Annotated in this window: 10 protein-coding genes; 6 read left to right on the top strand and 4 right to left on the bottom strand. The window is 45.0% G+C overall.

Annotated elements, in window-relative coordinates:
• Positions 1-4 precede the first annotated feature (4 nt).
• The gene (locus AB4486_RS18110) at positions 5-1,507 is read left to right on the top strand and encodes a tripartite tricarboxylate transporter permease (RefSeq protein ID WP_010438351.1); all 1,503 of its coding nucleotides are present in this window, start codon (positions 5-7) and stop codon (positions 1,505-1,507) included.
• A gap of 210 nt (positions 1,508-1,717) precedes the next feature.
• On the opposite strand, the gene AB4486_RS18105 is transcribed toward AB4486_RS18110, so the two are convergent.
• From AB4486_RS18105 to AB4486_RS18095, 3 genes are all read right to left on the bottom strand, one after another.
• Positions 1,718-2,434, bottom strand: coding sequence for a FadR/GntR family transcriptional regulator (locus tag AB4486_RS18105; RefSeq protein ID WP_010438348.1), 717 nt, complete (start codon positions 2,432-2,434; stop codon positions 1,718-1,720).
• 512 nt (positions 2,435-2,946) lie between these two features.
• Positions 2,947-5,100, bottom strand: coding sequence for a heparinase II/III family protein (locus tag AB4486_RS18100; protein WP_372118011.1), 2,154 nt, complete (start codon positions 5,098-5,100; stop codon positions 2,947-2,949).
• A gap of 2 nt (positions 5,101-5,102) precedes the next feature.
• The gene (locus AB4486_RS18095; RefSeq protein ID WP_372118009.1) at positions 5,103-7,301 is read right to left on the bottom strand and encodes a heparinase II/III family protein; all 2,199 of its coding nucleotides are present in this window, start codon (positions 7,299-7,301) and stop codon (positions 5,103-5,105) included.
• Between the two features lie 333 nt (positions 7,302-7,634).
• On the opposite strand from AB4486_RS18095, the gene AB4486_RS18090 reads away from it, so the two are divergent.
• The 5 genes from AB4486_RS18090 to AB4486_RS18070 all read left to right on the top strand — a co-directional run bounded on the left by AB4486_RS18090 (position 7,635) and on the right by AB4486_RS18070 (position 13,267).
• Entirely contained in the window at positions 7,635-7,970 is a 336-nt protein-coding gene (locus AB4486_RS18090) for a cupin domain-containing protein (protein WP_009846518.1), read from the top strand.
• Positions 7,971-8,004: 34 nt separating this feature from the next.
• Positions 8,005-8,937 (top strand): sugar kinase, encoded by a 933-nt coding sequence (locus AB4486_RS18085; protein ID WP_017061485.1) that lies wholly within the window; start codon positions 8,005-8,007, stop codon positions 8,935-8,937.
• A gap of 73 nt (positions 8,938-9,010) precedes the next feature.
• Complete coding sequence (locus tag AB4486_RS18080; RefSeq protein WP_017069898.1) at positions 9,011-9,637, top strand: bifunctional 4-hydroxy-2-oxoglutarate aldolase/2-dehydro-3-deoxy-phosphogluconate aldolase; 627 nt, start codon at positions 9,011-9,013, stop codon at positions 9,635-9,637.
• Positions 9,638-10,488: 851 nt separating this feature from the next.
• A complete protein-coding gene (locus AB4486_RS18075; protein WP_017061487.1) occupies positions 10,489-12,255 on the top strand; it encodes a sodium:solute symporter family protein in 1,767 nt (588 codons plus the stop codon).
• Positions 12,256-12,502: 247 nt separating this feature from the next.
• Positions 12,503-13,267 carry a transporter substrate-binding domain-containing protein gene (locus tag AB4486_RS18070; RefSeq protein ID WP_333912843.1) on the top strand — a complete coding sequence of 255 codons (765 nt, stop codon included), beginning with the start codon at positions 12,503-12,505 and terminating at the stop codon, positions 13,265-13,267.
• Between the two features lie 75 nt (positions 13,268-13,342).
• Here the strand turns inward: AB4486_RS18070 and AB4486_RS18065 are convergent.
• Positions 13,343-23,185, bottom strand: a 9,843-nt coding sequence (locus tag AB4486_RS18065; RefSeq protein WP_372118005.1) for a cadherin-like domain-containing protein, incomplete at its 5' end; no start/stop codon positions are given.

Below are 23,185 nucleotides of genomic sequence, written 5' to 3'. Positions count from 1 at the left end.
TCATATGTTTGAATATCTAATCGATGGTCTCGCAACTGCAGTTAGCTTTGCAGTGCTTCCTGTCCTTGTTTTTGGCGTACTGGGCGGCGTTATTTTAGGCGCACTACCCGGACTTACAGCGACAATGGGCGTGGCAATTCTCCTTCCATTTACCTTTGGCATGGAACCGACTTCAGCCCTTGTGATGTTAATTGGTGTATACATTGGTGGGATTTACGGTGGCTCAATTGCCGCAATTTTACTTAAAACCCCAGGAACACCGGCTTCTGCAGCAAGTGTACTCGACGGTCACACTATGGCTGTTAGAGGACAAGCAGCAAGAGCATTAAGTATTTCTGCTGTTGCATCATTTATTGGCGGGCTGTTAAGTACTATCGTCCTCATCGCGATTGCGCCTAAATTAGCGACCTTTGCACTGCGTTTTAATGCGCCAGAATATTTTGCACTCGCTCTGTTTGGTTTAACGATTATTGCGAGTGTTTCTTCGAACAACATTTTTAAAGGGTTACTTGCGGGAACCATTGGATTATTGGTTTCAACTGTTGGACTCGACCCAATCAGCAGTGTGCCAAGATTTACTTTTGACATCATGGATCTTTACAGCGGAATCAATGTCATCCCTGTCTTAATTGGTTTATTCGCTCTATCTGAGGCATTAAACCAACTAGAGAAGCTGTTCTCTGAAAAGAAAGTCGTTGCACCGAAATTTGACCACAAACTATTAAGTAAAAGTGATCTCAAAGAAATGCTACCAACGGCCATAAAAAGTGGTTTGATGGGAACAACTATCGGCTCGGTACCGGGTGCTGGTGCTGATATATCTGCATTTGTTTGTTACAACGAAGCAAAACGTTCGTCTAAGAACCCAGAAGAGTTTGGTAAAGGCTCGGTTCGTGGCCTTGCAGCCGCTGAATCTGGAAACAACGGCGTAACGGGTGGCTCGCTAGTTCCGTTATTAACACTAGGTGTTCCTGGAGATGCCGTGGCAGCGGTTCTTCTTGGTGCACTTATAGTACAAGGACTCACACCAGGCCCACTGCTATTCGCCCAAAACCCCGAAGTGGTTTATGGCGTGTTCAGCTCAATGTTGGTCGCTAACCTTGTGATGTTAGTGATTGGTTTACTGGGTATTCGCTTCTTCTGTCGAATCATTGAAGTACCGAAGATCATCATGATTCCAATCATTGTCTTCCTTTCAATTGTCGGCGCTTACGCAATTAACAACTCGATGTTTGATGTGGGTATTGCAATCGGTTTCGGTCTACTTGGCTTTATCTTAACTAAACTGGATATCCCTTCTTCACCGATTCTGCTTGCGATCATCTTAGGGCCAATGGCAGAAACAAACCTTAGAAAATCACTGCTGATGTACGATGGCAGTTGGTCTTTCCTTTATGAGCGTCCTATTGCTCTCGCGTTTATCGTGTTAGCTGTATTCTCGGTTTATTCAACGTTAAAAATGAAGAAAAAGCAGAAACAAAAGCAAACTTACGAACATCATGATTAGTCGCTTGTTTAAGCTAGAATATTGAAACAACTCAAAGCCAGAGACAACAGTCTCTGGCTTTTTTCATACATGAAAGCAGCCAATTTTCGTAAACGGTAGACAACAAAAAAGGTATGCACTTGGCATACCCTTTTAAGTCGTTTATCCGAGCGTAATGCTGTTCATCTCTATATGAGGTGACTCATCTACCTACGCTCTAGATTATTTCTATTACGCCGTCGCCAGACGGTGGTTGGCATCTTGCAAGTGTGCAGCAGACACAACTCGTGCCTTATCACTATCACCAGCCATGATTGCTTCATAGATTCTACGGTGTTCATTGATACACGTGCTTCCTTCTTCAGAAGAGTGCACGATGAAGTTCACGAACATCGTAGTCAAGATATTGCCGAATGGCAGGTAGAAGTCATTACCTGTCGCATTAAAGATCAAGCTATGAAAACGAGTATCAATATCTGTCCAACGCTCTTGATCAAATACTTCAGCCTCATCCACTTCTACCATTTTTTGGAAGATTTCTGAAAGTTCAATGCGTTGTTCAGCCGTTGCAAATTTAGCCGCCAGTGCGCACGCTTCAGGTTCAATCGCACGGCGAAGGCCTAAAAACTGAGAACAGAATTGATCTATGTCGGTTAGACCATCCATCCATTCAATCAGCTGAGGATCAAGAAAGTTCCAATATGCGCGGTCGACTACACGAGTACCGATTTTCGGGCGGGACTCTAACAAACCTTTAGAAGTTAATAGTTTAACTGCTTCACGTAGTGCCGTTCGGCTAATACCAAACTGTTCACATAACGCCATTTCACCAGGAATAATAGAACCTTGCGGCAGATCGCCAGACAAGATTCCACGAGCGATTTCACGCGCTACTTGCACGTGCAGGCTACGCTTCGAGCCCGAAATTGAATTAAAAGTGCTAACCATAAGTTCACTTATTTTATATGTTATGTTTATGTATTATTTAAGGATTACTATAACAGTATTTCAACCTACAGCCAATTGAGTAAAATCCAAACGAATCACAACCTGCAAATTTTTATAATCAGAGATTTAAAAAACATCCTGTGAGAAACGTTTATCTTAAATCACTCATAAATCCGTACTCAAAACTAACCCTCTTTGTATCGGTATGAAAACCACCAGCACAGCCTCGAAAAACCATGGGAAAAAGGTACACCTTTAGAAGCGCAATTCATTAACCGCCAGAGATTATTAAATGAGATCCCCTTCCCAAATTACATCAGCCTCTGTCCTACACGCATAAAAAAACCGAGCAACTCGCATGAGTTACTCGGTTTGACTTATTCCCGATGTTTCAGTCGTTGTTGGTATCAACGAACGATTTTTCAATCACGACTGAATTAAATATGATGCTTCGTTCCCGCAAAGCACCACATCAATACATGCCATCGTTAAACGGCATGTATGTTAATCATTTACAGTTGAGCAAATGATCCTTCCCACGAGTATGTCTCACCCGCGAACTCAACAGTGTGAGTTGCTTGCTGCGTGTCTTCAGCTTGGTTTGAGATACCGTAGTGGTAAGTGTTGCCAGAAGTAGTCTGAATGCGAACAACAGTCCCGACACTGTTATGGCCCACAACAGATACTGATTTAACTAGACCACGAGCGCCTACAGAGGCTTCGATAGACTCGTTAAAGTAACCATGCGTTTCTAGTACAGAAGCAAACACGTGGTTTTGACCAGACTGACGTAAGATGAACGCAGGCTCACTCTTAAGGTTGAAGTCTGGATCGTTAGCACCAGTGCGAGCAAAAATCACTTCGCTGCCCGCATTCGCGCTGGTTACTAGGCTGTAGTAGCTGCTGTCATGTAGCCAGCTTACTAGAGAACCTTCTTCGTTCACTTTGCCTGAAGCCACGTTCCATAAGTGCTGGTAACCGTTGTCTTCACCTAGCGGCTTAAGCGTTTTTTCCATGTTGTAATCGAAGTCAGTACGGATGATCTGACCAGAGTGGTGAACGGGTAGGTCGTACTGGTGTTCAGCGTCAGCTTCGATGCGGTATACGTCGATAACAAGTGGCTTTTCGAACTCAGGAAGTTCAGCAAGAATCACGCTGCGTTGCATGTCTACGCCAGTGTAGTACTCAGAAATGGTGCCGCTCATGCCTTGTAGAGACTGGTCGTCTGCTACGAAGAAGTGCTTCTGACCAAACTTAGACTCAGCCAGTGCTGTGTTGAAGTTGTTCTGCGTTTTCTGATCAACCGTTACTGTGTTGTGAGCAACCGTCTGCTTACAGTAAGACTTGTTCTCTGGGATGTAACGACCGCCAAACTTAGGCTCAACGTTTACCCAACGACCGAAGCCGTAATCGTGCAGCACTTCGTGGCCACGGTTGAATACGCTTAGGTGCAAGCCATCGTAGTGACCATGGTCTAGCGCAGAATGGTACTGGTGGTCTGAACCGTGCTGACCAAACCAGATCAACGCCATTGTGTCGTCGTCTTGCACATCACGGTGACGAAGGATGCTTACGCCGCCTTTTTCGCCTTCAGGCCCGTCTGTTACAAACAGGCTACCCCAGTTGAATGGTTTGATGTCGTCTGCTGCATCAACCGCATCAGACAGTGTTTTACCAGAAGCATGAACCCAAACATTTTTTTGGTGATCAGCCATACCAAGCAGAGTTTCAGTCTGCTCGTAACGGTGGTAACACACAGACGTCGCCATGATAACCCCTTCATCGTTGATAGAAATCGTCTTCGATGAATCGTTCAGAGCAGGCAATGTGCCGTCTGGGAATGCAGTTTTGAATACTGAGTAAGACGTTGTCTTGATCACTGAATCGTTAAATTCGTAAATACCGATTTCTGGCTGACGACGTTCAATCGCTTCTGCGAACAGGTAGATTGGACGCAGAGAGAAACGGTGATAGTAAGGACCTTCCATGTAGTAGCCGTCTGGCGAAAACAGTTGGTCAAGTTGTGCTAAGAAACCGCCGCTTACTTTGTCTAGTTTCAGGCCGTAAAGCGCTTTGTCTACAGACTCTTGATCGTTGATTGCGTAACCACAGATACCTACCGCTGCCACAGCCCATAAGCCGTGGTTGTGTACGATATCGAAGTCGTGTGCGTAAGTCACAACGAACATTTCGATCATTTGCTTAAGAAGATCGTCTTCGATAAGACGCTTCTGCTCTTCAGAGATAGTGTGGTAAATACAGCTGTACGCACAAGAAGCGTAAAGCATCCACATGTTCTCGTTCAACGTTTGGTGGAACAACTTACCCGGAGGGTTAGAGTCACGGCTTACGTTGCTTTCAAGCGTTGGGTATACCGTCGCGTACGCAGTTAACATATCAACGATGTAGTCACGGTATTTTGTTTCCTCAGTGATAAGGAACAAACGGCCGGCTAGATCCATGTGGATGTAGTTTTGCTTGTGACGGTTATGTTCGTAACCGCCGCCTTCACCGTGACCTGGAACTTCAATGCCAACTTCAACCATGTAAGCGTCAGTTTGTTTAATATCGCGAGTCAGTGCGTTACCTAAAAGGCTATCCTTGCCAAGTTCTTTACGAAGCTCTGCTGCTTCATCAAAGTTAAGTAAAAGTGGTTGATAGCTCATTATTATTTCCCCTGCTCTGCTGTGCTTGCTAATTCTGGGTTTAAAATTATTTCTACTGAGTAGAAGCCTGTCCAGCTGTATACTTTGCCGTTCAGTTCTACTTTGTGTTCAGTGCTGTCAGTCGCGCCAAGTTGGTTGCTGATCATCACTGTCACGTTTGATTTCTCTGTCGTAATTTCTACTACTGAACCGATATTGGTGTGAGCCACTACTTTGATGTCTTTCACAACACCACGTGCACTTACAGATTGCTCGAATTCTTCGTTGAAGTAACCGTGCGTTTCAACAACAGAAGCAAACAGTGTTGTTTCGCCTTTGCTGCGTAGAATGAATGCAGGCTCTGAACGTAGGTTGAAGCTTGGGTCGTTAGCGCCAGTGCGAGTAAAGATCACTTCAGCATTATCGTTAGACGTTGCACCTAGCCATGTGTAGTAGGTGTTGTTTTGTAGCCAGCTTACAATTGCTGTTCCCTTCACTTCACCGCTTGCGACGTTCCATAGGTGTTGGTAACCGAAATCGTCACCTAGCGTGTTCAGCTCTTTGTTTGCTTGGTATTCAAAGTTAGTGCGAACAATCTGACCTTGATATTGGTGTGAGTAGTCGTATTGATGCTCGCCTTCGCCGCCTTTCTCAGAATCTAAGCGGTATAGGTCTAACAATAACGGAGATTCTATCTCTTCAAGGTTTAGCATGAACACGCTGCGTTGCATGTCAAAGCCTTGGTAGTGATCGTTAGCAAATGCACTCATGCCGTTGATTTGCTCGTCTTCTACTTTAAAGAAGTGAGGTAAACCGTGTACTGAGTCTGCACGTTCAACATCAAAGTTGTTCTGACATTTTTCATCAATCGTAACTGCATTGTGAGCAATCGTTTGACGAGCGTAAGATTTGTTTTCGTCTAGGTAACGGCCGCCGAATTTTGGCTCAACGTTCACCCAACGACAGAAGCCATATTCACGCAGTACTTCTTGACCACGGTTGAAGAAAGAAATACCCAGCGTATCAAAGTTGCCGTGACCCATGCCGTGTTGGCCGTAGTTCATAACAAGTTGAGAAACGTCGCCTTTCTTATCCTGCATACGGATAAAGCCTTGCGCGCCGTTATGACCTTGAGGGCCTTCGTTCAACTCAACACTTGGCCAGAAAGGCATGCCGATTTCTTTCTCAGCAGAAGCCGCTTCGTAGGCTTTAGATAGCTCAAGACCACATGGATGCATCCATACCGCGTCTTGAATCTTCGCCATACCAAGAATGTTTTGGTCTACGCCGTTTTCAGAAGAGTAATGCTTGCTGTAAACACTTACTGCAACCTGAACACCCATGTCTGTGATACCCATAGTACGAGAAGCATCATTCAGAGCCGGGAACTCACCGTTCGGGTAAGCCGTCGCCAGCATGGCTTGAACGGTGTTACCAATCACGCCGCCTTTGTAGTTGTAAATATCAACTTCAGGCATATGACGGTGGATCACTTCAGCGAACACACACGTTGGGCGAATCGCGTAGCGGTGGTAGTAAGGACCTTCCATGTAGTAGCCAGAAGGTGCAAACAGCTGAGAAACTTGCGCTAGGAAGCCGCCAGTGTCGTTACGGTCAATGCCGTACACCGACATTTCAAGGTATTCACGCTTGCCAAGAGCAAGACCACAAATACCGACAGCCGCTACTGCCCAAATACCGTGATTGTGAATTCGGTCGAAGTCGTGTGCGTATTTAACTGTGAACATTTCTAGCATTGGTTCGAAAATACGAGACTCAATATTGTCGCGTTGTTCTTGTGTCAGGGTTGAAGCAACACAAGAGTAAGCTAAGCTTGAGAACATTAACCAGCAGTGTTCGTTCAGGATTTGGTGGAACAAACGACCTGTAGGGTTAGTGTTTTTCTGTACGTGGTAATCAAACGTTAGGTATTTATCTGCGTACTCTTCTAGTAATTCTGTAACAAAGTCAGCGTACTTTTGCTCTTTAGTGATCAAGAACATGCGACCAGCTAGATTCATGTACGTGTAATTTTGCTTATGGCGGTTATGTTCGTAACCCCCAGCTTCACCATGACCTGGGACATCAATAGGTAAACGCATGAATGCTTCTAGATCTTTCGCGTTCGCTGCAATGGTTTTGCCCATTAAGCTAGAACGGCCCACTTCAAGATGAAGCTGCTCGATTTCTGCTTCAGTCAACAATACTGGTTTAGTCGTCATATTCTTTGTCACCCTCAATAAAGAGTTTATCTGCTTAAACTTTGATTAAATTTTCAAACTCCATATAAAGTAATACAATATGAGCTTTAATTATACCTATTCGTCGCTAAATGATGAGTAGAGTCACATAATTAGCCATAAGTCATTGATGTAGCTGGCTAATGGTAAATATTAGCCATTTATTAAGTTGTTGATTTATTTACGCTATATAAAGTATCGCTTGATCAATATCACACAAATTTAGATATATTGTATTACAATTAGGCTCGTTCCCTTATGATGGATGCAAGTTAAGTAACACTTAAAAGATTTAAACAGATTAGGAGATACACAATGAACTCTTTCTTTATCCTAGATGAAAACCCATGGGAAGAACTTGGTGGCGGCATTAAGCGTAAAATCGTTGCTTACACTGACGATCTAATGGCAGTACACCTATGTTTTGATAAGGGCGCGATTGGCCACCCTCATACTCACGAAATCCATGACCAAATCGGTTACGTAGTTCGTGGTAGCTTCGAAGCTGAGATTGAAGGCGAAAAGAAAGTCCTTAAAGAAGGCGATGCTTACTTCGCTCGTAAACACATGATGCACGGTGCAGTTGCACTAGAGCAAGACAGCATCCTTCTTGATATCTTCAACCCTGCGCGTGAAGATTTCCTAAAATAATAAACAGCGCAACCTCAGTTGCTAAGGTAAGCATATGAAATCATTAAACATCGCGGTCATTGGCGAGTGCATGGTTGAGCTACAAAAGAAACAAGACGGGCTTAAGCAAAGTTTCGGTGGCGATACACTAAATACTGCACTTTACTTGTCTCGCTTAACAAAAGAGCAAGATATCAACACGAGCTACGTAACAGCGCTAGGCACTGACCCATTCAGTACCGACATGTTAGAAAAGTGGCAAGCGGAAGGTATCGACACTAGCTTAATTGCTCAGCTTGATCACAAACAACCAGGGCTTTACTACATCGAGACCGATGAAACTGGTGAACGCAGTTTCCACTACTGGCGTAATGATGCTGCAGCAAAGTTCATGTTTGACCAGGAAGACACGCCTGCTCTACTTGATAAGTTATTCTCTTTTGATGCGGTTTACCTAAGTGGTATTACGCTTGCTATCTTGACAGAGAATGGACGCACGCAGCTATTCAACTTCTTAGACAAATTTAAAGCGCAAGGCGGCCAAGTATTCTTTGACAATAACTTCCGTCCAAAACTTTGGGAAAGTCAACAAGAAGCGATTTCTTGGTACTTGAAGATGCTTAAGTACACTGACACGGCTCTACTGACGTTCGATGACGAGCAAGAGTTGTACGGCGACGAAAGCATTGAACAGTGTATTGCACGTACGTCTGAATCTGGTGTGAAAGAGATCATCATTAAACGTGGTGCTAAAGACTGCTTAGTAGTTGAAAGCCAAAGCGCTCAGTACGTTGCTCCAAACCCAGTAGACAACATTGTTGATACTACAGCGGCTGGCGACTCGTTCAGCGCGGGCTTCCTAGCTAAGCGCTTAAGCGGTGGCAATGCACGTGATGCAGCGTTAGCAGGTCATATTGTGGCAGGGACTGTGATTCAGCATCCAGGTGCTATCATTCCTCTAGAAGCGACGCCTGATCTGTCTCTATAATTACGCACTTTAACTATTAATCAAGGGTTTGCTTAGTTGAAAGCAAGCCCACATTTAACGTGAGAAAGAATTCATGACTACATTAAATGAACAACTAGCAAACCTAAAAGTAATTCCTGTAATCGCTATCAACCGTGCTGAAGACGCTATCCCTCTAGGTAAAGCACTTGTTGAAAACGGCATGCCATGTGCAGAAATCACGCTACGTACAGAATGTGCAATCGAAGCGATTCGCATCATGCGTAAAGAATTCCCAGACATGCTAATTGGTTCAGGTACTGTACTGACTAACGAGCAAGTTGACGCATCTATCGAAGCTGGCGTTGATTTCATCGTAAGCCCAGGTTTCAACCCGCGCACTGTTCAATACTGTATCGATAAAGGCGTTGCAATCGTACCGGGTGTTAACAACCCAAGCCTAGTTGAACAAGCAATGGAAATGGGCCTTCGCACGTTGAAGTTCTTCCCTGCTGAACCTTCTGGCGGTACTGGTATGCTTAAAGCACTAACAGCGGTTTACCCTGTTAAATTTATGCCTACTGGTGGCGTAAGCTTGAAGAATGTTGATGAATACCTATCGATCCCTTCTGTACTTGCGTGTGGCGGTACTTGGATGGTTCCAACTAACCTTATCGACGAAGGTAAGTGGGACGAACTAGGCAAGCTTGTTCGTGATGCAGTTGATCACGTTAACGCTTAATCTATTTTAGATTGAGTGATGAAGCCTCACCTCGGTGGGGCTTTTTGTTATCTGGCGTTTATTGCGCTGACTAACCGTAAACACGCTAAATCAACGTTGTGTTTCCCCCACACCCTATCGCCTTTCTCCCTATGGCCTCGTACAGCTCCACGACTAAGACGGGCAAGAACGAGTAATGTAAGGCTTTCAATCTACGTCAGTATGCATCTAACGAAGCGTTACTGGTGTCCCTACTGCCTATCTACCCCCTTTTACCCAGCCCTTTATCCAGCAATGTTCCTTTTCGATACGTCGTCAAACATCTCTCATCGCATGCACTGATGGCCACAATAGACAAAGTGCGCCGCAAAATGTGTCCCGTCATCGAGTTTAACGCCCACTCAGTGACAAAAATTCCAAATACGCACCTCTATGATGAATAAATAGCATAGAAAGGCTTCATGGCCGCAGATAAACAGAAAATAGCGAAGTGAAAACAATGAGCTACACTTGAAATCTCAATACAAAAATTTTCAGTATAGGGTTCCAAATTAACGTGAATGTCGTCGCACAACACACCAATTTGTAGCACATTTGTTACGGTTATAATTAAAATCTTATAGATACGGCAAAGTAAGCGCTTTTGTTTATATTGTAATACATATAAACATTTAACCCTCAATTTATTTTAGATCTCAAACAAAATACACTCACATTTAAATCCAATTAAAACAAATACTTATATAACCACGTGTTAGAGGCCGAAAAATCAATGCGACCTAGATCATACTAAAGACATATTGTAGTACAAATAAACCTTGGGACGCGTTAATCTAAGCGCAGTTAATTATGATATTTAAAAGGCTGAAAAGATGACTATTGATACTTTTGTTGTTCTCGCCTACTTCTTCTTTTTAATCGCGATTGGTTGGATGTTCCGTAAGTTCACCACCTCTACAAGTGATTACTTCAGAGGGGGCGGCAAAATGTTGTGGTGGATGGTTGGTGCAACTGCCTTCATGACACAATTTTCAGCATGGACGTTTACAGGTGCCGCAGGACGCGCATTCAATGACGGTTTCGTTATTGTAATCCTATTCTTAGCCAATGCTTTTGGCTACTTCATGAACTATATGTACTTCGCTCCAAAGTTCCGCCAACTTCGTGTGGTAACGGCGATCGAAGCTATTCGTCAGCGCTTTGGTAAAACGTCTGAACAGTTCTTCACATGGGCAGGTATGCCGGACAGCCTTATCTCTGCAGGTATCTGGCTAAACGGTCTAGCTATCTTTGTAGCAGCGGTATTCAACATCCCAATGGAAGCTACCATTGTGGTAACGGGTATGGTTCTAGTATTGATGGCAGTAACCGGCGGCTCTTGGGCGGTTGTTGCTTCTGACTTCATGCAAATGCTTGTAATCATGGCCGTGACAATCACTTGTGCGGTAGCAGCTTACTTCCACGGTGGCGGCTTAACTAACATTGTTGCTAACTTCGACGGCGACTTCATGTTAGGTAACAACCTAAACTACATGAGCATCTTCATCCTTTGGGTTGTATTCATCTTCGTGAAGCAGTTCGGTGTAATGAACAACAGCATCAACGCATACCGTTACCTATGTGCAAAAGACAGTGAAAACGCACGTAAAGCGGCAGGCCTAGCATGTATCCTTATGGTTGTTGGTCCACTAATTTGGTTCCTACCACCTTGGTACGTTAGTGCATTCATGCCTGAGTTCGCTGAGCAATACACATCAATGGGCGACAAAGCCGGTGATGCTGCTTACCTAGCATTCGTACAAAACGTAATGCCAGCAGGTATGGTTGGTCTTCTTATGTCAGCAATGTTCGCTGCAACGATGTCTTCTATGGATTCAGGTTTGAACCGTAACGCTGGTATCTTTGTAATGAACTTCTACAGCCCGATTCTTCGTAAAAATGCGACTCAGAAAGAGCTGGTTATTGTAAGTAAGATAACGACTATCATGATGGGTATTTTCATCATTGCGATTGGTCTATTCATTAACTCTCTGCGTCACTTAAGCTTGTTCGATATCGTAATGAACGTAGGTGCGTTGATTGGCTTCCCAATGCTTATCCCTGTCCTACTAGGTATGTGGATTCGTAAGACACCTGACTGGGCTGGTTGGTCTACTCTAGTGGTTGGTGGTTTCGTTTCTTACATCTTCGGTATCTCTCTGCAAGCAGAAGACATCGAGAACCTATTTGGTCTAGAAACAGCGCTTACAGGCCGTGAATGGAGCGACTTGAAAGTAGGTCTTAGCTTAGCTGCTCACGTAGTGTTCACAGGTGGTTACTTCATCATGACTTCTCGCTTCTACAAAGGCCTATCGCCAGAGCGTGAGAAAGAAGTTGACCAACTATTCACTAACTGGAACACGCCGCTTGTAGCGGAAGGTGAAGAGCAACAAAACCTAGATACTAAACAGCGTTCAATGCTTGGTAAGCTTATCAGCACAGCAGGTTTCGGTATCCTAGCAATGGCTCTGATTCCAAACGAACCAACAGGACGCTTGTTGTTCCTACTATGTGGTTCAATGGTACTAACCGTTGGTATCCTATTGGTTAACGCATCTAAAGCTCCGGCTAAGATGAACAACGAGTCAGTTGCTAAATAGCTAAATAAGCAGCTAACAAGTTAAACCAAAATGAAGCCCATGTTATTCGATAACATGGGCTTTTTGTTTGTCTTCGGTTTATCAAAACGGAATATGAAACGCACATCGATCAATGCTCACAAACCATAGAAATACCTATCTCCTGCCCTCGTTTCATCTTCTTTTCCAACCTTTCCAATGGTTTGATCTCTTTCTCTGATTGTTTCTGTTACTTTGAATGACAACACAAACACAACAGACAATTACAATGAAAAAAACATCACTATTACTTGCTTCCATTGCTCTGGCACTTTCTGGTGTCGCACACGCTGACCAGCTAGAAGACATTCAAAAATCAGGTACTCTGCGTGTGGGCACCACAGGTGACTACAAGCCTTTCTCTTACTTCGATGGTAAAAGCTACTCTGGCTACGATATCGATGTTGCACAGCACATCGCGGAACAATTAGGCGTTGAATTGAAGATTGTTCGTACCACATGGAAAGATCTACTGACCGACCTAGACGACGATAAGTACGACATCGCGATGGGCGGCATTACGCGTAAAATGCAGCGTCAGTTAAACGCGGAACAAACTCAAGGCTACATGACCTTTGGTAAGTGTTTCTTGGTTGCGAAAGGCACCGCAGAACAGTACGACAGCATTGAGAAAGTGAACCTCTCTTCTGTTCGTGTGGGCGTGAACATTGGCGGTACTAACGAGATCTTTGCCGACGCGAACTTGCAGAATGCAAGCTTCACACGCTACGAGAACAACCTCGACGTACCAAAAGCAGTAGCGGAAGGCAAAGTTGATGTGATGGTGACAGAAACCCCTGAAGGTCTGTTCTATCAGGTAACTGACGAACGTCTTGAAGCGGCCCGCTGCGAAACCCCGTTCACCAACAGTCAGTTCGGCTACCTGATTCCTAAAGGTGAACAACGTTTGTTGAACACGGTGAACTTCATTATGGATGAGATGAAATTGAAAGGTGTTGAAGAAGAGTTCCTGATCCACAACTCCCTTAAGTAACTCTTTTCAATTTATACCGTAACAAAAAAGAGGCCAGCAATGCTGGCCTCTTTCGTTATGGTTCAATGGTTCGCTTTAACCGTGAGTTATCACATTCTGCTGTACCAATGCATCCAGAATGTCCGAAGGCATGGTGCTACTTAAGGTTAGCTGTGGCGCAAGGTCTTCAACCACAATCACCTGTTCCGTAGTACCTAAGCCATCCGGGTTGATCGTAAGCTCAATATCATCCCCGTCCACTTTCGCGTCTATTTGTTGTAGCAACGCGGTCATGTCTGGAGATGTATTTTTAAGCTCCGGCAACACTTCTCTCAAGTCAATGCTGTCCCCTTCCGACAAATCAAAGTCGGTAATCGTATCTTCAACACCATCTTCGATGTTAAGCCATACGAACGAGTCCATACCATCACCACCAGTCAGAATGTCTGAGCCTCCGCCGCCAATCAGGGTGTCGTTACCGTCACCGCCAACAAGCGTATCGTCACCTGCGCCACCTTCAAGTCGATCATTCCCTGAACCACCCGTTAAGTCAGTCGCATTAGCACCAGCCAGTAACTGAACATCATCGGTTTCCGAAGCCAAGTTAATATCAACTGCGTTAGACACAATGTTCAAGTTAAGGTCAATCGATGCAGAGGTTGCTGTATCGTTGTTGTCAGTCTCTTCAGAAACCGCCTCGACTTTCAGTGTGTAGTTACCTGGAGTTTGAGAAAGCCCAACCGCTTGCAAGCTTTCAATTGCATCTGCCGTTGCTACCCAAACACCACCGCCAAGATCCGTCACAGAACCCGCAGCACTGGTGATTTGAGCGCCAGCAGGTACATCACTGATATGCAGCGTTAGCTCTTCTGTAATGTCCGTTAAGGCTGCGATAATCCCAACTAAAGGAATGCCACTCGCACTCACAGACTGACTCGCAGTAATGTTTCTCACGTAGTTAGTCGCACTATCGATAGACAGGGTTGGTGCATTCGCCACTGGCGTCACCGCGATGTTGTAAACCACAGGTGCTGTCTCTATCGCAATACCTGAAGGGTTGCCGCTGTCTTTGGCAACAACTTCTAATCCAATGCTATTGGTTGGAGACAGGCTCGCATCAAGGAAAACACCATTTGGACTGGTTGGCGTATCAATCAACGCATTCAGGTCACTCAATGTCCCCACTAAGATGACTGAACCCGTGTTGTTGCCGTTAACAACAACCGTCGTCACTGCTGGAAGTGATACATTCAATGTACCGTAATCCACCGTCAGCGTGACGGTCATCAGATCATCAGAAAATGTATCTACATAATCAGGGTCACTGACATTGATACCACTCAACAGTTGACCAGCATCCTCGTCAATAACCGTAGTGACACTGTCACCATTAACGACCGGTGTATCGTTCACTCCATCGACAATCGCGGTGATCTCCGCTGTATCCGTTAGGAAGTCATTAGCGCCGTTGGTTGTACCATCATCCTCTACGGTATAGGTAAACTTAACGTTGCCGTTGTATTCATCAGCTGCCGTAAATACCCAGTATGGGCCAGTGATCGTAGCATCATCAGCACCACCTACGTTCTCGAAGCGTTGTAGTTGACCTTGGCCTTCATCGAGCGCCAGATTAGTCACGGTAATCGTGTCGTTTTCCGGATCGCTCGTCGCAGCAATTAAATCGCCCTCTTTGATGATCAACTGACCTTCTTCAAGGATGTTGCCTAAGTCGATGTCCGTTGCTACAGGAGCGTCATTCACTTCCGTTACTTCAAGACTAATTTCAGCACTGTCGGTTAGGAAGTCATCCGCGCCATTAGTTGTACCGTCATCAGTAATTGAGTAATTGAATTTAACGTCACCGTTAAAGTCGTTGTCCGCTACAAATAGCCAGAATGGTCCGGTAATCGCCGCGTCATCGGCGCCACCTGCGTTTTCAAAGCGCGTTAATTGGCCTTGTCCTTGAGTCAGGGTTACACCCGTAACCGTCAGGTTATGGTTTTCAATGTCAGAACTTACTGAAATCAAGTCTCCTTCCACAATCACTATTTGACCATCTTCAGCAATCGAACCTAAATCAACATCAGTTGCCACAGGAGCGTCATTCACTTCCGTTACTTTAATGGTGAAAGTAGTTTGGTTGGTCTGTGCTGTATTCGGATCACCCGCATCAATCAAGCCATTATTACCGCCGTCATCGAGTGTTGCATTAATCGTGACTAAACCACTCTGGTTGAGATAGTTCTGGTCTGGGTCTGGTTTGAAAGTCACGGCTCCATTAGTCAATGCGGTATTGATGTCGGCTTCTTTACCGGTAATCACCAATGAGCCACCAGGTTGCAATACAAACGTCACGTCAGGTGAGCTCGTAAACTCAAACACACCTTGCGCTCCCGGAAGTGTTTGATCGACTTGCAACGTAAGAACATACGGAGCGTCTGGATTATCAAAGTTAGCATCAACGTCGTAGATACTAAAGTTGTCGATAGCAACACTAATGTCTTCCGATGTTTCAATATTCGTTACGTTCACAAAGATCGGTTGATCGTTAATAGGATCAATCACCAGATCAACATCGAAGCTGGTTGGCGTCCCCAAATATTCGGTGTTATCAGCGTCAGTATCCACAGAGCGAACGGTAATCTGCAGCGGGCCATTAATGCCTAATACATTACCCGTATCGCTATTGTGTTCACCTGAATTGAATACGATCTTATCGAGCGACTGTGCAGGAACATCAAGTGTCCAAAGCTGCGTAACTGGATCATAACTAGCCAAGGTTGTGCCGTCTGGATAATAGATAGAGGCATCTTGAGGAACGCCCGCAACTTCTACTCGAAGTGTCTCTGGTGCATTCTCGGTATAAGTGCCGTTGCCCGTTGCAGATAGCTCTTTATCCAAAATCGTCGCATTGATTTCGATATCAATGTTTTGACCTTCGTTACCTGTCACAGAATCTGTTGGATTAGTATCAACATCATCACCCACAGGTACCACATGCAGCTTAAAGCTTGGCAGATTTGATGCTGCAGTAGGCACACCCAACAAAGATTCTTGAGTAAATACGGCAACACCAAATTCAGCCGTACCACTGAAGTCCTTAGGCGGTAAAATCGAAATCTCACTCAAGTCGAACGATAACCCTGATGCTTGAGGTAGTTGAACACTCCACTCACCACCACCATTATTCTTCACCGTGTATGCCGAACCAGCATCTGCACGCATCTGGAAGCCATCAGGTACATCTGTAAACTTAATCGACACAAACTGTTCTGAGCCATCAAGGTCAGTCAGTGCAATCGATACAGGCCCTGTGCCCGACAAAGAAATCAGCTGGTCCTCAGTACCCGTAATCTCGATAACATCAGGATCGCTACCCGGGCCAGTGACAGACACGTCATCCACCACAGGAACGACTTCAAAACTGACATTGGTAGAGAAAGTATCGGTATCAGTCGCGCTGCCAGTTGGCGAAGCTGCATCATTGTATGTAGCAGTATCGGTAATCGTCCCGCTGACATTCACTTGCACCTGATTTACGTCATTATCTGTTGGGTAATTTAACGCCGGTCGGAATAGTACATTATCCAACGCGCCTGCATTAATCTCAGCTTCATTAAAGGTCACCGATGTGCCAAGCGATACCCCTGCGCTGGTATAGAAAGCCCCAACACTCGTGTCATTTAACGTCAGTGTGATAGAGGTGAATTTTTCGTCACCACCTTCAACTCCGCTTACTTGGTCATCAATGGTCGAGCTGAAATCAAGTTGGATATAGGTATCTTCGTAGCCGACTGGATCTTGCCCTGCTTGACCGTCGGTATCGACAGGGTTAAACGAATCGTCAAGCGAACCAACGACAGTAACGTCAATATCTGGGTTACCTTCAACATCAGGAGCAACTTTAATGACTACTTCTGTCACTAGAGTTTTCTCATCCCCCGACAATACGTCTTTAGTTACTATCGTCAACGGCAACCTAAAGTCGCCGGAGTAGTCGGCTGGTAAGTTAAGCAGTAGTCCAGAGAGGTCGGTCGAGACCCCTTGATCGACGGTAGTCTGGAATACATATTTGCCATTAACAAAGTCTAGGTCGCTGCTTCCCGATAAACTAATTGGGAAGGTGACTTCGTTCACCGCTCCTGGATTAATGGTCACACTGTCATCAATAATGATGGTCACTTGATCAGTTGAGTCATCTTCGCCCGAGAAAGTAATTAAACCATTCAATGCCGTACCTAGATCTAACTGGGTGTCCTCAATCGCATCAACAACACTGTCTGGTGTTATATCAATATCGGCTGCAACCTTAGTACTCCCAGCCACCACTTGAGGGAATGACAGAGTGACTTCTCCGTCCCTACGAGCGGCCGTAGATGACTCAACCTCAGCACCATCACCTCGGTCTATTACCGTGCTAAAGATATCCATCTTGATGTCATTGAAACCTCCTGCCCCGCTGTTTCCTGAAGGAAGAACAAGGCCGTTCGATGCACTGATGCTAAATATGTCTTCATTCGTTACAACCCAGCGCCCATTGCCTTCATAAGCAGCGCCAATAACGAGCAGTTGATTGAGTACAGCATCTGATAGCTCCGAACCGTCCACGTTTGTTAATTCAATAACTAACTGGTCAACTTCTTCGATAGCGGACGAAGCATCTGTTTCTTGATATCGAATGACGAACTCATCCGTAACCGATGTATTATCGCTGTTGGTTGTGAACTTAAGCACGCCAGTGTTTGCATCAGCAACTACGGTTGCTAGTGCTCCAGTACCCAGCACATCATCGACGATAAGCTTGTTGCTAGCGTCTTTCGGCTCAACGACTGGACGTACGATAACATCAATCGAGCCCGTGATTGTCGCGGTAGCGATGCCCTGACCAGGATCAGTCGCATCAACATACTCATGATCTCGCTCTTCGATCATGACAACCGTATTAAGCGTAAAGTCGGTGCTCGAGTCTTGTTCAGGTGTGATCTGAATAAAATTATTGTTCAGTGCAATTTGAGTAAACTCTTCTGCCGTCTGTCCACTCTTCGGCGTAATGGTTAAAGTGCCTGCTGAAGCATCGTAAACCCAAGTTACATCGCCATTAACCACAACACTTTCAACATCTGTCGGAATGGCACTGATCACAATAGAAGTGAAATGCTCATCATCATCAATATAATCAGTACCCTCTGGGTGCCAATCAATACTGATCGCCGTATCTTCATCGCCATTAGTGACTGTGCTGTACGTCGCTGAGGTATCGATTCTAGGTTCGACTAACACTCGCACTTCTTGGTCAAACGTAAGCGTATGACCGTCATTCTCAGTCACGATCACTTTACCCTGAATGTGAATGTTCTCTGTTGAAGAATCGACAGGTCTGATGCGGATTCCTGAGGTTTTACCTGCGTCAGTGATGTTCGCTTCGTAGATAGGTTTAGAAAGATCGGGGCTACCACCCGGACCGGTTTCGTAACCGACAAAGTTAAGGTCAATAATGGTACCGTCACCGTCTTCCAGAATAACGCCATCAGGAATACCCGAGAGGATAACGGTTATGGATTCTGAACCATCGTCAGGTAATGGGGTTTGATCTACTGCTGCAGGATCAGGTCTTCTCTCTCCCGACAACACGGTGAAATCAAGCTCGGCGTAGCTGTCTCCATTCTGGCTCTCTTGGATCGTGGTTTGAACACCAGGTGTTGTGCCATCGGTGATTGCTGTCCAAGCCGAACCGTTTGTACCGCCATAAGGAATATCTGCAACCCCTTTAACCTCAACGTTAACCGTTTTAGTTCCTAGGATTTCTTCATCAACTTGTGTACCAGTAGAGAGGTTCGCAGTGTCTTTAACCACACCGGTTACATCAAAGGTAAAATCAACATTGCTGTGTTTAGTCGGAGTAACTTCAATTTTCGCTAAGTCAGCATAAGCAATCTCTTGGTAAACGATGCCATTGATAGTCACGGTGTTGATGGTTACATTGCTATCAGTACTACTAAGCACCGCGCCTTCAGTAATATTGTTAATACGAACGAAGAGTTCTTCAGATCCATCAGTATCAACGGATCCCGTCATGGTGATAACTTCGTCTAACGTGAATGCGTCCTTATTATCAAGAGGACCTAGATAATCAGGATCATCAATGTTGTCTTCGTTGATCCTAATGCGGCTCACACTGAGTTTTCCAGGGTCGGCGTCAGCAGTCACATCGATAATGATGTTTTGCTCTACAGAGCGAGCGGTCGTTTTGTCTACCCCACCGTTGGCTGAATCATCATATGGGTTGCGTGTTTCTTCCGTAATTGCCGTTGCTTTGAACTCAATTTGTCCAGAGAAGTTGTCGATTGGGTTAACGACTGTGCTATTAATATCAGCAGATGCGATGATATAAACACCATTAACAGGCGTTAACACATTGCCATTTTGATCAAGTAACTCAAACTTCCCATCACCCTGAATCGCTTCAAGTTCATAGGTAATCGTCTCAGTATTGCTGTTATCTTGCGATTCAGCATTCAGCTGCAACGTAACATTGTCTTCATCTTCATTCACTTGATACTGATAAGTACTGTTGGCGTCATCCCACGTTGCAATATCCGCTACCGCTTCAATCTCGATTCTGAAGTTTGAGTTAACGGTGTGATCCGTATTGCCATTTTTCTCAATTTCTAGCTCATAACGAACGCGCCCACCAGTTTCATCCGAACTAGCGTGTTGGTCCGGAACAAAGAACAAGTTGTCTATCGTCGCAATAGTTTGTCTTGGCTCATTCGGATTTGGAGCAAAGCTTTGTTCGAGTTGAGGAGGACCAAATATAATGCTCCCATTTGACTCAGGCACTAATTCAATGTAGTCAGCACCATCAAAGTAATAAAAAGTACCTTGATGACTATCACCTCCGTTCGGGCTTTTAATCGTCAACTGGCCAATAGATTCAGCGTTATCTTGGTCATACAGACTAACTTGCAGCGCAACTTGAGCTGGCGCATTAGGCAAACCATTTTGGTTATCTTGAATATTCTCAAGAGCCGGCTCATCGCCTGTTGCATAAGGTATGGTTGAGTCTCTACCCGCATCCTCGAAGGTCGTCACTTTCAGAGCGATTCTTGTAGAGTCCCTATCAGTAATCGTTATATCTAACGGTGTTTCAGAGGTATCTAAATCGCCATCCGTCGCAATCACATTAATCGAAAAATCGATGGTGTCTAGGCCGTCATGATCGAGATAGCCGTTAGCTCTAAATTCAACCTCGCCATTTGAGTTGATACGCAAACGCCCTAGCTCACGGGTGTCCACGCCACCACTACCATCGTCGGTTTGTTCGTACACTCGTACTTGTTGACTACCGCTATTTAAATCGAAGTCACTACTGTAAGACCCACTGTTCCCTGAACGGAAAACAATTCCACTTCCGTCAAATGCTTCAATTTTGCTCAGTACCGCGCCATCGGCACCGACATCTGTAGCATCAGCAAACATATCGACTATAGAGCCGCGATAACCCTGACCTTCAACACGAGTAATCGATTGTGTTGTCACTAATGGAATATCATCAGTGACTGTTATTTTGAGATCAATCACCTTCGATTGGTCTTGATCAAAATCTTCAGCAACGATTGAGAAATCAAGATCTATCGCGTTCTCATTTGCACCATCAGGGTGCTTCAGTGGTTTAAATAATTCGAATTGATAGCTGTTATCAGAGGTATCGAAAACAATCTCAAACACGGCTTCATTGCTGGTCACAGTTTGAGCAACATAGGTGAATGTTGTGCCGTTTTGTGAAACAGCTAGCCACTCTAAGCTTTCTCCATCGGAGGTTAAACCGGTCAAGACTAAATCTTCATCAACCAGTTCATACTTCACAACGCCATCGGCACCTTCATCGACGGTGAACAGTCCATTGATAATGGTGTCTTCAGATTGATCCGAACCTATGCCTGAAAGGTCGTCTTCATCGACAACCGTTTCGCCCGTCGGCGGCGTCATTACTGGAACATCATCAATGACTTGAATTGGTAGTTGATACTGGTTGGAGTCATCGCCATCACCGTCTACCGCCACAACATTAAATGGTATGGTTAGGTCATTTGATCCAGTAGCGTGATTTAGAGGGCCAAGTAAAGTGAATGTGTATGACCCATCGTTACCAAGTGCAAGAGTAAAAATAGGAGTCCCACTTGTGGTCGCACCTTGGTAGGTGGTTGTGTTCGCAGCCCCAGTGACCTCAGTGATCGAAATCGCTTCATTGCCTGATGTCAGAGTAGTTTCTAGAGTGGCTACGTTACGCAGTTCGTAAACCTCTACTTGGTCTGCACCTTCTGTGGTCACAAACGAGCCTGTCGCTTGAGCCACAACAGAGCCTAAATCATCTTCATCAACAACAAACGTACTCGCAACTGTTGTATCCGTAATGACGGGTACATCATCAGTAATAGTCACCGTAAGAGGCTTAATTACTGAATCCGTATTGTCTTGGTCGACCGCAATAACTGGCAAGGTGAAGATTTGAACGTTATTACCTTGCACAGGCAGGTGATCTAACTCTTCTAACAATGTAAAGGTATATTGACCAAGCACCAAACTATCAAAAGTGATGGTGAAAATGTCCGTTTGGACACCACCGTTTTCTACGAAGCCAATATAATTGTCGCTGTTTAGAGGATCTTCTTTTAGCTTAACAACCAGACCATCCGATTTTAGGTCCCCAGTTGTGTTGAACTGCGCAGTATCAATACGGAAGTGGTTCACATCATCACTACCAGATGTAAACGTCATTGTTCCGGTTTGAGTGACCGTTATGCTCGGAGAGGTGCCATCAAGCAAGTTTGCTTCAGCCAAGGCGACTGGTGGTATGTTATCAATAACAGGTGGAGCACCATCTGAAATGGTAAGCGTAACGGTCGACGTGACTTCGTCACCATCTTTATCTTCAGACGTGACCGTAATAGTCTTAACAATATCGCCCCCTGAATGATTGAGGTTGCGATTAGGTTCGAAACGGACATCACCTTCCAGAGTGATATACAGTTTACCTTCAGCAACAGGGAAAACCTGCTCTCCGGTTGTCCCCTGAACTAACGTGTACACGTTGTTATCGTAAGTAAACTGGGTAATCGTTGCCCCGTCGGCACTTTGGTTTGGCATTACATCGACAGTACCTGTCGTGACAACACCAGCGGCTAAATCAGCCACCGTTGGCTCAGTAATGGTCAACGTTTGGTTTTGCATGCCTTGCACATCATCGCTGACCGTCACTTTCAATGGCGACATCAATGAATCATCACCGTCGCGGTCTACCGCATAAACGGGTAAATCAAAGCTCAATTCATTATTTGCTTGGCCATCAGCATGATCTAACGCTTCAAGTAGAGTAAAGGTGTATTCACCTACCGTGCTAGTAGAGAAGCTAATCGTAAAGACAGGAACTTCTGGGTTGGCTCCGTCTTTCACAAAGCCGATGTACCCCCCAGTCGTGTTTGGATCCGCTTTAAGCTCAACGACCAACCCATTCGATTTGAGCAAACCATTAGTATTAAATTGGTTCGGTTCAATGCGGAAACTGGTCACATTATCACTTTGATTGGTGAACTGAATAGTCTCAGTTTGACTCACCGGAGCATTGCTCGCTGCCGAGCCATCTGTAAGGTTAGATTCCGATAAAGTGACACTTGGAATGGTGTTGATGATTGGAATATCACCATCGGTGATGGTTAAAGTAATGGTGGATGTCACCGGGTCTTTATCAAAGTCACTTGACGTCACTACGATGGTTTTAACGATGTCTTCGCTGCTCGTGTGGTTTAAATCGCGATTGGGTTCAAAACGCACTTCACCTTGAAGGGTGATGACTAACGTCCCTTCAGTGAAACCGAAGCGCTGCTCACCAGTATCTGTTTGAACCAATGTTCTAAGTTGTCCGTCATAAACGAACTGGGT

The organism is Vibrio sp. 10N.222.55.C6, assembly GCF_041473395.1.
GTDB lineage: Bacteria > Pseudomonadota > Gammaproteobacteria > Enterobacterales > Vibrionaceae > Vibrio > Vibrio crassostreae_C.
The sequence above is the reverse complement of the archived record's forward strand: the minus strand, read 5'-3'. Positions and strand labels throughout refer to the sequence as shown.